This is a genomic window from Niveispirillum sp. GW835-FHT14G11, from assembly GCF_058793615.1.
Window position 1 is genome coordinate 39,973 of sequence record NZ_JBXAFZ010000012.1, and the last position, 14,457, is coordinate 54,429.

Annotated in this window: 14 protein-coding genes; 8 read left to right on the forward strand and 6 right to left on the reverse strand. The window is 67.2% G+C overall.

The features are described from left to right. Positions 1 to 11 precede the first annotated feature (11 nt). The 4 genes from AC1Q7F_RS21355 to AC1Q7F_RS21370 all read right to left on the reverse strand — a co-directional run bounded on the left by AC1Q7F_RS21355 (position 12) and on the right by AC1Q7F_RS21370 (position 4,516). Entirely contained in the window at positions 12 to 2,099 is a 2,088-nt protein-coding gene (locus AC1Q7F_RS21355) for a TonB-dependent receptor (protein WP_492510562.1), read from the reverse strand. Between the two features lie 311 nt (positions 2,100 to 2,410). Further along, on the reverse strand, positions 2,411 to 3,700 hold the full coding sequence (locus AC1Q7F_RS21360; RefSeq protein WP_492510563.1) for a pentapeptide repeat-containing protein: 1,290 nt from the start codon (positions 3,698 to 3,700) through the stop codon (positions 2,411 to 2,413). 181 nt (positions 3,701 to 3,881) lie between these two features. Then, positions 3,882 to 4,142, reverse strand: coding sequence for a hypothetical protein (locus tag AC1Q7F_RS21365; RefSeq protein WP_416575308.1), 261 nt, complete (start codon positions 4,140 to 4,142; stop codon positions 3,882 to 3,884). A gap of 38 nt (positions 4,143 to 4,180) precedes the next feature. Continuing rightward, a complete protein-coding gene (locus tag AC1Q7F_RS21370; protein WP_492510564.1) occupies positions 4,181 to 4,516 on the reverse strand; it encodes an Mpo1-like protein in 336 nt (111 codons plus the stop codon). Positions 4,517 to 4,671: 155 nt separating this feature from the next. On the opposite strand from AC1Q7F_RS21370, the gene AC1Q7F_RS21375 reads away from it, so the two are divergent. Together AC1Q7F_RS21375 and gpmA are read left to right on the forward strand one after the other, a co-directional pair. Beyond that, positions 4,672 to 5,700 (forward strand): aspartate-semialdehyde dehydrogenase, encoded by a 1,029-nt coding sequence (locus tag AC1Q7F_RS21375; protein ID WP_492510565.1) that lies wholly within the window; start codon positions 4,672 to 4,674, stop codon positions 5,698 to 5,700. Between the two features lie 139 nt (positions 5,701 to 5,839). Beyond that, complete coding sequence (gpmA, locus tag AC1Q7F_RS21380) at positions 5,840 to 6,529, forward strand: 2,3-diphosphoglycerate-dependent phosphoglycerate mutase (RefSeq protein ID WP_492510566.1); 690 nt, start codon at positions 5,840 to 5,842, stop codon at positions 6,527 to 6,529. 20 nt (positions 6,530 to 6,549) lie between these two features. On the opposite strand, the gene tsaD is transcribed toward gpmA, so the two are convergent. Further along, positions 6,550 to 7,620 (reverse strand): tRNA (adenosine(37)-N6)-threonylcarbamoyltransferase complex transferase subunit TsaD, encoded by a 1,071-nt coding sequence (gene tsaD, locus AC1Q7F_RS21385; protein WP_492510798.1) that lies wholly within the window; start codon positions 7,618 to 7,620, stop codon positions 6,550 to 6,552. A gap of 150 nt (positions 7,621 to 7,770) precedes the next feature. On the opposite strand from tsaD, the gene AC1Q7F_RS21390 reads away from it, so the two are divergent. The 6 genes from AC1Q7F_RS21390 (at position 7,771) to AC1Q7F_RS21415 (ending at position 13,576) form a co-directional block, all read left to right on the forward strand. Beyond that, entirely contained in the window at positions 7,771 to 8,394 is a 624-nt protein-coding gene (locus AC1Q7F_RS21390; RefSeq protein ID WP_492510567.1) for a glutathione S-transferase family protein, read from the forward strand. 50 nt (positions 8,395 to 8,444) lie between these two features. Next, positions 8,445 to 9,395: a hydroxymethylbilane synthase gene (gene hemC, locus AC1Q7F_RS21395; RefSeq protein ID WP_492510568.1), complete on the forward strand. Its 951-nt coding sequence runs from the start codon at positions 8,445 to 8,447 to the stop codon at positions 9,393 to 9,395. After that, a complete protein-coding gene (locus AC1Q7F_RS21400) occupies positions 9,392 to 10,087 on the forward strand; it encodes a uroporphyrinogen-III synthase (RefSeq protein WP_492510569.1) in 696 nt (231 codons plus the stop codon). The genes hemC and AC1Q7F_RS21400 overlap by 4 nt, the downstream gene beginning before the upstream one ends. Positions 10,088 to 10,090: 3 nt before the next feature. Then, positions 10,091 to 11,239, forward strand: a complete 1,149-nt coding sequence (locus tag AC1Q7F_RS21405) for a COG4223 family protein (RefSeq protein WP_492510570.1) — start codon at positions 10,091 to 10,093, stop codon at positions 11,237 to 11,239. After that, complete coding sequence (locus AC1Q7F_RS21410; RefSeq protein WP_492510571.1) at positions 11,239 to 12,528, forward strand: heme biosynthesis protein HemY; 1,290 nt, start codon at positions 11,239 to 11,241, stop codon at positions 12,526 to 12,528. The genes AC1Q7F_RS21405 and AC1Q7F_RS21410 overlap by 1 nt, the downstream gene beginning before the upstream one ends. A 64-nt stretch (positions 12,529 to 12,592) precedes the next feature. Further along, on the forward strand, positions 12,593 to 13,576 hold the full coding sequence (locus tag AC1Q7F_RS21415; RefSeq protein ID WP_492510572.1) for a cobalamin biosynthesis protein CobD/CbiB: 984 nt from the start codon (positions 12,593 to 12,595) through the stop codon (positions 13,574 to 13,576). Between the two features lie 89 nt (positions 13,577 to 13,665). Here the strand turns inward: AC1Q7F_RS21415 and AC1Q7F_RS21420 are convergent, their stop codons facing one another. Next, on the reverse strand, positions 13,666 to 14,424 hold the full coding sequence (locus AC1Q7F_RS21420) for a GNAT family N-acetyltransferase (RefSeq protein WP_492510573.1): 759 nt from the start codon (positions 14,422 to 14,424) through the stop codon (positions 13,666 to 13,668). Positions 14,425 to 14,457: the final 33 nt, after the last annotated feature.

A 14,457-nucleotide genomic window follows, 5' to 3' on the forward strand; every position in this document is an offset into this window, starting at 1 on the left:
GGCTACCCAGATCAGAAGCCCGTTCGCAGTGACACGCGGAAATCGCGACCCGGCTGTGGCAGCACATCCTTCAGGAAGGAGGTGGCCAGCCGCACTTCCTCATTCGTCAGGTTGCGCAGTTCCAGAAGCACGGTGATGTCCCGTTCCGGCAGCGGGTGCCAGTCCAGCGAGGCGTTGAACACCATGGAATCGTCGGTCGGCAGCTCGAATTCCGCGATGCGCTTCTGCTTATCGGTCCACACACCCTCGACCCGCGCCGCTACCGTCGCCAGTTCGAAGCCCAGGCCGGCACGGGCCGACAGGGCCGGGATGCGCGGCAGCGGCGTGTCATTGTCGCGATCGGTGGCGCGGACATAATCCATCCCGCCATCCAGGGTCACCGTTACCTGCTCGTTGCGGATCAGTACCGTCTCCGCCTCCAGCTCCACGCCCCAGAAACGGGCATCAGTGGCAGCGAACTGGGCGACGGGAAGACCATCCTCCTCCGCCCCCGTGACGTGTTCATAGATGTACTTGTTGTAATCGGTCAGGAACAGGTTGACGGAGCCGGTAACGGGCCCGCCGCTTTTCTTCAGGGTTGCCTCCACGCCCAGACCCGTCTCCTTGTCCAGGGTGGGATCGCCGCGCTCGTACGTGCTGGTGGCCAGATGCGCGCCATCGGACAGCAGTTCCTCCGCATTGGGGGCGCGTTCGGTGCGCGACAGGCTGACACCCATCATCCAGCCGTCACCCAACTGCCGCGAAGCACCCGCCGACACGGAGACCGTGGTGAAGTCGCGGTCGAAGCTGACGCTGTCAGCCTGCACATTCTGCCGTTCCAGCCGCACCCCGCCTTCCAGCGAGAACGGCGCCAGGTCCAGGCGCTGCAAGGTGAAGACGCCCATCTGGTCGGTATCGCTGGCCGGCACGAAGGCCTCTTCCCCGATGGCCTGGAATTCGCGGGTGGAGGCCTGCACGCCGACGGCGCCCGACAGGTCGCCCATCGCGCGCTGCACCAGTTCCACGCGGCCTTCCCAACCCTTGTTCAGGAACTGCGTGCCGGCCTCGCCATTCTCCAACTCCGTATGCTTGTAGTCAGCCCAGCCGAAGCGCACGCGGGTCGTCTCGAAGATGGCGAAGGGCTGGTTGACCTCGCCCATCAGGTCCAGGCGCGTCTGGCCCAGGTCGATGCGCACGGGACCTTCCTCCTCATGCGCTTCTTCCTCATCCTCCTCGGCATGGGAATGGCCCGCGGAGATGCCGTAATTGCTGTCCAGCCGGCTGGCGGAGGCCCCGAAGAAGCCCCAGTCGCCGATATAGGACAGGCCGGCCGTTGCACCCTTCTGCCGCAGGTCGCTGTTGGGAACGGTGCCCTTGGCCTCCTCCTCCTCCTCATGCGCGTGGCCGTGCTCTTCCTCCTCCGCCTCATGCAGGATGCGGGATTCCAGGGTGCCGGGGACCTTGTAGTTGTCGGTCTGGCGGTAGAACCCGTCCAGGTGCAGCACAAAAGGACCATCCAGGCGCGCGTCGATGCCGGAAGCCAGCGACCGCTCATTGGCGTTGCTGCCCAGGCCGATGCGGGCGAACCCGTCCACCCCGTCCTTAGGCGCGGCGATGGGGATGCGACCGTCCAGGACGTTGATCACACCGCCCGCGGCATTATTGCCATAGAGCAGGGTGGCCGGCCCGCGCACCACCTCCACCCGCTTGGCGGTGGCCAGGTCCAGGGCAGGGGCGTGGTCGGGGCTGGTGGTGCTGGCGTCGATGCTGCCGATGCCACCCGACAGGATGCGGATCCGGTCCCCGCCCTGGCCGCGGATGATCGGCCGCGAGGCACCGGCACCGAAGCCTGACTGCGACAGGCCCGGCAGCCGGTCCAGCGCCTCGCCCAGCGTCGTTGACAGCGCCCGGTCCAGCGCCTCTCCCGACAGGCTGGAGGTGCCCTGCAATATGTCGAACCGCTTGGCCCCAATGGGAGAGGCGGTGACGATGATCTCATCCACCCGGTCATGGGCGGAGCTGTCCGCCACGGGTTCCTGCTGGGCCAGGGCCGGCGACGTAGCCACCATGCCGCCCATCATCGCCGCCGCCAGCCAGAATGGCACCTTGTCCTTGCCCATCACAGAACCCTCAATAAAGTATGTTATAACGTAACGCTTCATAGGCGCGGAAATATGGATCGGTCAAGCGGTGAAGGTGGGTAGCCTTGTCGCAGGGGTGGGTGAATGGTTCGGTGGATGATTGAGGCTGATCACGGGCTGTTGAGATAGCCGACTTTCCGCCTTCCCGGCGAAGGCCGGGACCCAAGTGCACAGGATCAAACCTCGACGCGGCCTGGATCAAGGCGGCGGAAATCTCGGGCACTTGGCCCCTGGGTCCCGGCTTTCGCCGGGAAGGCGAGAAAGGGTTTCTCTTTGTGCCTCACAAAAAACTAATCGTGCCGGGCCTGAGCGAAATTCGCGCCTTCCAGTTCCGCGCCGTCCAGCTTGGCACCACGCAGATCGGCGCCCGTAAAGTCGGTGCCATGGGCGATGGCACCGCGCAGGTCGGCACCGCGCAGGTCCGCCCCCTGGAACCGGGCCCCCGACAGGCGGGTGGGCCAGCGGCGATCGGGCATGTCGGCACTGACCAGCGGTGTCAGGTTGGCGCCTTGCAGGAAGGCGCCGCCCAGATGCGCGCGTTCCAGATTGGCGCCACGCAGATCGGCATTACCCATCTGGGTGTCGCGCATGTCGGTACATTCCAGATCGGCCATGACGATGCAGGCATTGGTCCACAGCGACCGGCGGGCCAGCGCATAGGGCAGTTTGGCCGCCGTCAGGTTGCGTCCGCGGAAATCCTGGCCCATCAGGTCGCGGCCGCTGAAATCACCGCGCTTGCCGCCGCGCCCGGCCGTCATCACCCATTCGGTATGGGCGGCCAGCAGGATATCCAACGGTTCCGCCCCGTCCAAGGTGCCGGGCAGCAGGGCGCCCGTGCGCTTCAGGTCGCTCATGGCGTGCGGGTCCAGGATGGCACCCCGGAAATTCGCCCCCTCCGCCAGGGCATCGCGCAGGATGGCGTCGGTCAGGACGGCACCGGCGAAATCCGCCTCCTGCAACTGCGCGCCCTGGAGATTGGCACCATCCAGCATGGCCCCCTTGAAATTGGCCCCGCGCAGGTCGGCACCGCGCAGATCGACATGGCGCAGATTGGCGTCGGTGAAATCGGCCTTCAGCGTGATGGCCCCGTTCATCTTGGAACCGGAGAAATCGGCATGGGCGGCGATGACGGCGGCCAGGTTGGGGATGCGCCCGTCAAAAGCCTGGGGCAAGGGCTTGCCCCCGCGATAGACGGCCAGCACCGCCTCGCGCACGTCGGTATCGCGAAGTTTGGCCTTGGTCAGGTCAGCGCCGCGCATGGTGATCCCGCGCATATCCGCCTTGGACAGGTCGGCCTGCTGCAAATTGGCCAGCCGCAGGTCGGCCGCGAACAGGTTGGCCCCGACCAGGCGCGTCTTCACCATCTGCGCCTGGTCGAAGCGCGACCCGGTCAGTTCGGCACTGCGCAGATCCATATTGGAAAGGTTGACACCGCGCAGGTCACACAGCACGAAGATGGCCCGCTGGCCACCGATGCGGCCGTCCATCAACTTGACGTGACGGCGTAGGGCCTCGACCAACTCCTCCGGGGAGGGGCGACGCCATGTCGGGTCCGCCGGTTGTGCCGCCTCCGCCGTCAAGCCTGCCCACCTTCCCAAGGACGTTACGTGAAGGGGCCGATCCGGCACCCTGATCATCCAACTATGACAGAGCTTTTGCCGCTTGCACACCCAAGTATGGGACGCAAACGGTCATATCCACAGCTTTTCGTTTTGCAAACTGTGCCAAAAAAAACGTTTCCGCGCCCGTTCCAGGGGGCTGTCAGCTTACAAACTTGCGGGCGTTGGCCACCATCACCGAATACATCGTGCGGATGAAATCGGTGGGCCGCAGCCGGCCGAAGGGGATGTTCTCCGACGCGTAGGTGACAAGCTCATCCGGCGGCTTGACGGGCACCACCTCCAGCCCCGCCTTGCGCAGCGCATCGACCACGGACTTGGCCTGCTTCATATAATCCTCGTTGAAGAAGGATTTGTCCGCGTCCTTGATGGACTGGGCGATGATCTCCTGGATGGATGGCACTGAACGGGTCCCCGGGGCTTCAAAGGTCTGCCGAACTATTAACCATCAATCCCCGCCCGGCGCAATTCCGGCCCCAGCTTTCCGGCCACGAACAGGAAATACATCCGGTAATCGGCGATCAGCGACCAAAGCGGATAGGTGAAGGTGGCGGGCTTGTTATGTTCCACCGCGGCATGGGAGAGCCAGGCGAAGAAATAGCCCGACAGCGGCATGCCGATCAGCCAGAGCGGGTCCATGGTCGTACCGAACATCACCAGACATCCCAGCGCGATGGTGCTGCCGACATAATGAAACGCGCGTGTCACCGGCTTGGAATGTTCGCGCAGATAGAAGGGCCAGAAGGCCTCGAACGTCTGATATTCGCGCTGTGCCATGGCTGCATTCCTCCCGCAACATGGGCGCTTGGTTCATTATCTTGCCATCTTGACGCCCAGCGAATAAGTCAAAGCGTTCGCCGGGGCTTGTCAAGGCGCAACGATGTTTCGCCGTCGCCCCGCTGTTTCACCTTATGGAATTGAGGGCCGGGAAAATGGGTTACAAGGTCGCTGTCGTTGGCGCCACGGGCAATGTCGGCCGGGAAATCCTGCAGACGCTGGCCGACCGGAAATTCCCGGTGTCGGAAGTGGTTGCCCTGGCCTCGGAACGCTCCATCGGCCAAGAGGTGTCGTTCGGCGAGGACAAGGTGCTGAAGGTCCAGGACCTGGCCAAGTTCGACTTTGCCGGCACCGATTTCGTGCTGTCCTCCCCCGGCGCCAAGATCTCCGCCCAGTTCGCGCCCAAGGCCGCCGCCGCCGGCGCCTGCGTCATCGACAATACCAGCCATTTCCGCATGGACCCGGACGTGCCGCTGGTCGTGCCGGAGGTGAACCCGCACCATCTGTCGGGCTGGCGCAAGAAGGGCATCATCGCCAATCCCAACTGCTCCACCATCCAGATGGTCGTGGCGCTGAAGCCGCTGCACGACCTGGCCAAGATCCGCCGCGTCGTCGTCTCCACCTACCAGTCGGTGTCGGGCGGCGGCAAGGAGGCGATGGACGAGCTGTTCACCCAGACCCGCGCCATCTATGTCAACGATCCGGTGGAAAAGCGGAAATTCACCAAGCAGATCGCCTTCAACGTCATCCCGCATATCGACGTCTTCATGGATGATGGCATGACGAAGGAAGAATGGAAGATGGTGGTGGAGACCAAGAAAATCCTCGACCCTGCCATCAAGGTGACCGCCACCGCCGTGCGCGTGCCCGTCTTCATCGGCCATTCCGAAGCGATCAATATCGAGTTCGAGAACCCGATCACCGCCGACGAGGCCCGCCGCGCCCTGCGTGCCTTCCCCGGCATCTCCGTCGTCGATCACCGCGCCGACGAGGGCTATATCACCCCGGTTGAAATCGCCGGCGAGGACAATGTCTTCATCAGCCGGATCCGCGAGGACAGCACGGTGGAAAATGGCCTGAACCTGTGGGTGGTGGGCGACAATCTGCGCAAGGGTGCGGCCCTGAACGCCGTGCAGATCGCCGAAGTCATGATCCGCGACGGCCATATCGGCCCGGCGGATTGATCGGATATAAAGTGATTTCAGCGGCGGCCTAACAAGCCGCCGCCCTGCTATTTGGCCAACGCCGTTCCCGTATGGTAGGACGCAGGCCAGTATCGATAACGCCCCCACCGCCGGGGCAAAGCACAAGGGAATGTGGGAGATGACGAAGCTTGTCCTGATCCGTCACGGCCAGAGCCTGTGGAACCAGCTGGACCTGTTCACCGGCTGGACCGACGTGGACCTTTCAGCCCAGGGCGTGGAGGAGGCCAAGGAGGCCGGTGTCAAGCTGAAGGCGGCCGGGCTGGATTTCGACATCTGTCATACGTCGGTCCTGAAGCGCGCCATCAAGACCAGCAATCTGGCGCTGGAGGCCATGGACCGCATCTGGGTGCCACAGTTCAAGAGCTGGCAGCTGAACGAGCGCCATTATGGCGGCCTGCAGGGCCTGAACAAGACGGAGACAGCGGCCAAGCATGGCGCCGATCAGGTGAAGATCTGGCGCCGTTCCTATGACATCGCCCCGCCGGTGCTGGCGGAGGATGACGAGCGTCTGCCCGACGCCGACCCGCGCTATGCCGACCTGTCCAAGGACCAGCTGCCGCGCACCGAAAGCCTGAAGGATTGCGTGGCGCGCGTCGTGCCCTACTGGACCGAAATCATCGCGCCGCAGGTGAAGGCCGGCAAGCGGGTGCTGGTCGCCGCCCATGGCAACAGCCTGCGCGGTCTGGTCAAGTATCTGTCGAACATGGGCGATGACGAGATCGTCCAGTTCGAAATCCCGACCGGCAAGCCCATCGTCTATGAGCTGGATGCCGACCTGAAGGCGCTGGACCGGTATTTCATGGATTGATCTGACGAAGGGTGAAGGCGTTACGCCTTCACCCCCGCGAATGGGGCCGCCTTGGCGTTCGGGTCCAGCGGCCACCTTGGCCGCGGCGCGAAATCCAGCCCGTCGGTCAGGCCCAGCCGCAGCCGTTCCAGCCCGGCCCAGGCGATCATGGCGCCATTGTCGGTGCACAGGCCCAGGGGCGGGGCCACGAAGTCGAACCGGTGCCGCCGGCACAGATCCATCAACCTGGCGCGCAGCACCTGATTGGCCGCCACGCCGCCGGCCACGACCAGCGTATTCCCGTTGGGGAACGCCGCCTTGAAATGCTTCATGGCCTTGGTGCAGCGGTCGATCAGGCTGTCGCCCACCGCCTTGTGGAACGATGCCGCCAGATCGGCACGGTCGGCATCCGACAGCGTCCCCCCCAGCATTTCCACATGCCGCCTCACGGCCGTCTTCAGGCCGGAGAAGCTGAAATCGCAATCCGGCCGCCCCTTCATGGGTACGGGCAGGTCGAAACGGCCGGGATCGGTGGCGCCGGCCGCCGCCTTTTCCATCAAGGGCCCGCCCGGATAGCCCAGGCCCATGATCTTGGCCGACTTGTCGAACGCTTCGCCCACCGCGTCATCGATGGTGGTGCCCAGGCGGCGATACCGGCCCACCCCTTCCACCGCCAGCAACTGGCAATGCCCGCCCGACACCAGCAACAGCAGGAAGGGGAACGCCACCCCATGGGTCAGCCGCGCGGTCAGCGCGTGGCCTTCCAGATGGTTGACGGCCATGAAGGGCAGGCCGGTGACGGCGGCCAGCGCCTTGCCCGTCATCACCCCCACCATCACCCCGCCGATCAGGCCGGGCCCGGCCGTGGCGGCAATGCCGTCCAGTTCGCCCAAACCGACGCCAGCCTCGTCCAGCGCCTGACGCACCAGCCGGTCCAGATGCTGCAGGTGTGCCCGCGCCGCAATCTCCGGCACAACCCCGCCATAGGGGCGGTGGTCGTCCAGTTGGCTCAGCACCACATTGGAAAGGACACGGCCCGGCCCCTCCCCATCATCTTCCACGATGGCGGCGGCGGTTTCATCACAGCTGGTTTCGATGCCAAGGACTTTCATGGACCAGAAACTAGGGGCTGCGGCCCTTGCCTGCAAGCACGCCACGGCATCCCTGCCATTGCCGGAAAGAATGCCGATGACATTGGGCTGATTGACAAGGCGCACGACCGTGCTATTCCGCTGTGATAACCAACCAATGGGGGGCACCACATGATCCGCGTCCATCACCTGAACATCTCCCGCTCGCTGCGCATCCTCTGGCTGCTGGAGGAGATGGGCGTGGAATACGAGGTCGTGCGTCACCGCCGCAACGCCAAGACCATGCGGGCCCCCGCCGCCTTGCGTGACCTGCACCCGCTGGGCAAGCTGCCCATCGTGGAGGTGGATGGCAAGGTCCTGGCCGAAACCGGCCTGATCATTGAATATCTGCTGGCGACCCGCGCCCCGCATCTGGCCCCCACCCCGTCGGACACGGACGCGCATTGGCGCTATCGCTACTGGATGCATTATGCGGAGGGCTCGCTGATGCCCCAGCTGCTGCTGAAGCTGATCGCCGACAAGATGGGCCTGCTGGCCCTGCCGATCCGCGGCATGGTGAAGGAACAGGTGGCGCTGCAGCTGGACTATGTGGAGAAGGAGGCCGGGCGTTCCCCCTGGCTGGCCGGCGCGGAATTCTCCGCCGCCGACATCATGATGAGCTTCCCGCTGGAGGTTTCCACCCTGCGTGCCGGCGTGACGGCGCAGAGCCACCCCAACATCTGGCGCGTGCTGAAGGCCATGCAGGCCCGCCCGGCGTACCAGCGCGCGGTGGCACAGGCGGCGGACAAGCGCTGAACCGGTCCGGGGGCTTCCCCACGGCGCGCAGAAGCGGTATTGAAAGGATCATGAAAGCCCTTCTCCGCATCGGCACGCGCGGCAGCCCCCTGGCGCTGGCGCAAGCCATCGAAACCCGCGACCGCCTTGCCGCCGCCTTTCCGGAACTGGCGGATGATGGCGCCGTGGAGATTGTCACCTTCAAGACCGAGGGCGACCGCATCCTCGACCGCACCTTGAGTGCGGCGGGCGGCAAGGGCCTGTTCACCAAGGAGATCGAGCAGGCGCTGATCGACGGCTCCGTCGATCTGGCTGTCCATTCCATGAAGGACGTGCCCACCAGCCTGCCCGACGGACTGGCAATCACCGCCTATCTGCCGCGTGAGGATCACCGCGACGCCTGGTTCAGCCCGAAGGCCGCCAGTCTGGATGAGCTGGCCCCCGGCGCGCTGGTCGGTACGGCCAGCCTGCGTCGACAGGCCATCGTGCTGATGCGCCGCCCGGACCTGCGCGTCATACCCCTGCGCGGCAATGTGCAGACGCGGTTGCGTAAACTGGAGGAAGGGCTGGTCGATGCCACCCTGCTGGCCATGGCCGGATTGAACCGTCTGGGCCTGGAATCCAAGGCAACGGGTGTGCTGTCCGAAGACCAGATGCTGCCGGCCGTGGCACAAGGGGCCATCGGTATTGAAACCCGGATCGGGGACGACCGTACCAATCGCTACATCCGCGCGCTGAACTGTGCGGAAACCGCGTTGCGGGTGATGGCGGAGCGCGGGGTGCTGGCCACGCTGGACGGGTCCTGCCGCACGCCCATCGCCGCACTCGCCCTGATCAACGGCGATGCCCTGTCTCTGACGGCGCTGGTCATCCGGCCCGACGGCCAGCAATGGTTCACCACCGGCCGCGCCGGCAACAAGGCCGACGCCCTTTCCATGGGTATCGATGCCGGGCAGGAGTTGAAAGCCAAGCTGCCGGCCGCCTTCTTCGAGCACGCGACCCCCGACGGGCCGGTGGTGTGACGGGCGTCCTCGTCACCAGACCGGAACCCGGCGCCGTGGAGACGGCGGCAGCCTTGTCCGCCCTTGGCTATCGCCCCGTCCTGGCGCCGATGCTGACCATCGAACCCCTGCCGGGCCCGGCCATCGATCTGTCGGGATTCGATGCGGTGGCGGTTACGTCGGCCAACGGGGTGCGAGCCCTGGCGGCACGCACGGATCAACGCAGCACGCCACTCTACGCCGTCGGTGCCCGCACCGCCGGGCTGGCACGGGATCTGGGTTTCACCGATGTGTACAGCGCCGACGGTGACGTGGCGTCCTTGTCCGGGCTGCTGGCCGGCAAGGGCCATGTCCTGCATGTGGCGGGGGCGGATGTCGCGGGGGAACTCCTACCCGCCGACGTTGTTGTCACAAGGGTGACCGCTTATCAGGCGGTGGCGGCCACCGGGTTTCCAACCGAGGCGCTGGATGCCCTGCGCAACGGTCGGGTGGCCTATGTGACGCTTTTTTCGCCGCGCACGGCCGGTCTGTTTGTTAGGCTGGCGCAAATGGCCGGATTGTCGCCGCTGTCTGGCGGATGGACGGCCCTGTGCCTGTCGGCCGTCGTGGCCGGGGAAGCGATGGATTTCGGTTTCGCCGATATCCGCGTCGCGGCCTGGCCGGACGCGGCCAGCCTGCTGGCCCTGCTGCCGGCGGTGAAGGGGGAGTTTTGAGAAATGAGTGACAATGAGAAGACGGGCAAAGGCATGAGCCTGGAAGACCTGGAGCGCGACATCGCCAGCCAGAAGCCCGCACCGGAACCCAAGCCGGCAGCAAAGCCCATCCCGCCGGCGCCTACCGCCCCCGTGGTGGTGAAGCGTGGCGGCGGCCTGCTGGGCGGTACCGCGCTGCTGGTGGCGCTGGGGGCGGCCGGCCTGTCCGGCTACAGCGTCTGGCTGGACCACACCGCACCGCCGCCGGCCGGCACCGACATCTCGCCCCTGTCAACCCGCGTCGCCGCCGTGGAGACGCGCCAGCAGGCATTGCTGGCCTCGCTGGACAGCCTGTCCAGGCGCCAGGACGCGCTGGAGGCCCGGCTGTCGGGCGACACCAATGTCGTGACGCGGGAGCCGGTGCCCGACACCGGCCCTGACCCCCAGGGCGGCGTGGATATCTCCGCGACGGAGGCGCTGGCCGACCGCATCACCGCCCTGGAGGATCGCAAGCCCGAGGCCGTGGATCTGGGCCCGCTGTCCCACCGCGTGCAGACGCTGGAGGAAGTGTCGGCGGAGGTGATCCCCCGTCTGACCATGCTGGAAACCCGTCGCCAGATGGGTGCCGTGGGCGAGGCGCTGATCATCGCCGTGGGGCAATTGCAGGCGGCCTTGAGCGCCGGCCGGCCCTATGGCCGGGAATTGCGCGCCGCCCAGGCGCTGGCCGCCAACGATACCGGCCTGCTGGACCTGCTGGCCCCGCTTTCCGCCACGGCGGAGACCGGCCTGGCCGGGGATATCGAGCTGCGGGAGAAGTTCCGCCTGCTGGCCCCTGCCGTACTGCGCGCCGACCGCGACCGGGAGGGCGCGCACTGGACCGACCGGGTGCTGGGCCGGTTGGCCAGCGTCATCACCCTGCGCCGTGCCTCGGGTGAGGTGGCGGGCGACGATGCCGACGCCGTGCTGGCGCGGGCCGAGGGTGCACTGCTGACCGGGGACCTGCCGCGCGCGGTGGAGGAGATGGAGAAGCTGCCTGCCCACGCTGCCGCCCCCGCTGCCGAGTGGCTGCGGCTGGCCGAGGCGCGCATGGCCGCGGAGGCCGCCGCCGCCACCCTGGCCGACCTGTCGCTGGCCCGCATGGCCGGCACCGCCAAGGACGGGGAGAACCGCTGATGCGCAAATCCCTGCTTTTCTTCCTGAAGATCGGCATCCTGGTCGCCGCGGCCGTCTGGCTGGCCCAACGGCCGGGCCGAGTCACCATCGAATGGCTGGATTATGTGGCGGAAATGCCAGTGGGCATCGCCACCATCCTGGTGCTGCTGCTGGCCTGGATCGCCGCCACGCTGGGCCGGGTCTGGCGCATCTTGCGTGGCGGGCCGGGCGCGCTGGGCCGCCGCCGCAACAGCAACCGGCGTGAGGGCGGGTTCCGCGCGCTGTCCCAGGGCTGGGTGGCCGTTGCGGCCGGCGATGCCGACATTGCCACCAAGTCGGTCCGGGCGGCGGAGAAGCTGCTGCGCGAACCGTCCCTGACCCTGCCGCTGGCCGCGCATGCCGCCGAACTGCGCGGCGATGCCGCCGGGGCCGCCACCTGTTACAAGGCGATGCTGGACAAGCCGGCCACGGAACTGGCGGCACGGCGGGCGCTGCTGACCCAGGCCATGGGACAGGGCGACCGGCCAGCGGCGCTGGACCATGCCCGCCGCGCCCTGGAACTGCGCCCCAAGGCCGACTGGCCCGCCAAGGCCCTGGCGGAGCTGGAGGCCGGCGGCGGCAATTGGCTGGAGGCCGATGCCGCCCTGGTCAAGGCCCAGAAATCCAAGGCCATCGATAAAAGTGATGCCGGCCATCGCCGCGCCGCCCTGCTGATCGAGGAGGCGCGTCAGGCCACCTCATCCGGCCGGCCCGAGTCGGCCCTGCAGGCGGCCCAGGCCGCCTTCGATCTGGACCCGGCGCGGGTACCGGCAGCCGCCTTGCTGGCCCGCCTGCTGGCCAAGGCCGGCAAACATGCCAAGGCCGGCAAGGTGCTGGAACAGGCCTGGCGCCTGTCGCCGCATCCCGACCTGGCCAAGGCCTGGGGGGAGGCATCGGCTGACCAGAATCCCCTGTCGCTGGTCAAGCGGTATGAGGGGATGGTGGCCCTGAAACCCGGTCAGGCCGACGCGCATTTCGCCCTGGGCGAGGCGGCGATCAATGCCAAACTGTGGGGCGTGGCGCGCAGCCACCTGGAAAAAGCCCGCGAGCTGGCCCCCACCACCCGCGTCTATCGCCGCCTGGCCGATGTAGCGCGGGCGGAAAAGGGCGAAGGGCCGGAGGTCCAGGCCTTCCTGAACCAAGCCATGTCTGCCACCCCCGATCCCCGCTGGCGCTGCACGTCCTGCGGCACCACCCATGGCGACTGGCACGCGGTCTGCGATCAGTGCAAATCGGTGGACACGATCACCTGGCCGAAGGCGGGGCGGTAACCCCTTCCCCCGCCGCGCCCGGGCGGATACACCCTATCCACCCTTGTCCCGCGTGGAAGTCCCCATGCTGCTGCCCTATTCCGGCGGGGTGGATGCCCTGCTGCTGTTGGTTATCGCGCTGGTTGTCGATGCCTGCGTGGGCGACAGCGCCTGGCTTCGCCGCTTCCTGCCGGGGCCGGCCGATCTGGCTGCCCGCGCCGTGGTCCGCTATGACCGCCGCCTGAACCGCATCGACCGAACGGACGGGGTGCGCCGGGCGCGCGGGTCGGTGATCGCCTTGGCGCTGCTGTTCCTGGGGGCACTGGTGGGCTTCTGCCTGTCGGTGGTGGTGCGCCATATCCCGGCGGGTGGCTTCGTGGAACTGCTGGTGCTGGTCCGCTGCCTGACCCTGCGCCTGCCCTGGGGCGCTATGGGGCGTACCGTGGCGGCGCTGGAAGGCCATGATATTGAGGCGGCGCGCAATGCCGTCGGCCCCCTGACCGACCGGCAGCTCTGGAGCCTGGACGAGCATGGTGCCGTCCGCGCCGGGGTGGAGGGGGCGGCCCGTGCCCTGACCCATGGGGTGGTGGCGCCCGCCCTGTTCTATACCCTGTTCGGGCTGGCCGGGCTGCTGGCCTGGGCAGCCCTGGACGGTACCGCCCGCATCATCGGCCATGACACACCGCGCCATGCCCATTTCGGGGCGCTGGCCCGCCGCCTGACCTCCATCCTGGGCCTGCCTGCGGCCCTGATCGCCGCCCTGGTCGTGCTGCTGGCCGCCAGCTTCGTGCCGCGCGCCAATGCCCTGCGCGGCCTGCGCGATGCCAGGGGGGCCAAGGGCCATCCGATGGGTGCCGACGCCCTGCCGGTCGCCGCCTTCGCCGGCGTGCTGGATCTGGCCGTGGCCGGCCCGCGGCGGGAGGGGGAAAGGGTGGTCAAGGAACCCTGGCTGGGCAATGGCCGCGCCCGCGCCATGCCCCGCGACCTGCGGGCCGCCATGGCGCTCTACGCCATTTCCGCCCTGATCGCGGCGGGCTTGGTGGTGGGGGCGGGGGTGCTGGCGGCGTAAGAGCCGTAGGTCAGGTCGAGCGAAGGCGAGCCCTGACAAGCGGCAGTACCAAAGAATGTCAGGGCTCGGGCTGACGCCCTCGACCTGACCTACGACTGCTTCGCATAGGCATAATCATACAGGTGCCGGAACCCCAGCCGCGCATAGAGCGCCAGCGCCGACGCGTTGGCGGCCCCGACCTGGAGATAGGCACCCGCCACCCCCTCGCCCGCGGCACGGGCCATCATATCCGCCATCAGGCGCCGCGGCAGGCCCTGGCCGCGGCGGTCGGGCCGACAGGCAACCTTGTAGAATCCTGCCCAGCCGCGATCCAGCACCGCCAGGCAGGCCGCCACCGGCTGCCCGTCCTGCCACAGGGTGGCAAATTGCTTACGGACGGCGATGCCGGTCAGGATGGACAGCAGCGCCGGCATCTCCGCCTCCGGCACGGGCACCATGCGACGATAGGCATCCATCCAGGCCTGGTCCAGCTTGTCCTGCACCCGCACCGCCGCATCGGGCGCCGCCCCGGCCAACCCGTCCAGCGACCGGAACTGCACCTTGCTTTCGCTGGCAATCTTGTACCCGCGCGTCGCCAGCCGGCCCCCCAGGTCGGGCGGTGACAGGGGCGTCAGGCGGAACATGGGCGCCAGCCCCTGGCGGCGATATTCCGCCTCGAACAGGTCGATCGTGGCATCATCGATGGTTGCCAGCGGCACGACGGCATTGGCGGAATTCGCCCGGCCCGTGTGGCCGGCTGCGAAGTACAGCGCCCAGCCGCCATGGACGATGCGTCGCGGCGCCGGCCAGGCGGTCATCGACAGATCCTCCAACAAGGCAATGTCCTGGATGCGATCATACGACAGCATGGAATGGCGGTCCCTGGGCAGAAAGCGGAAGAA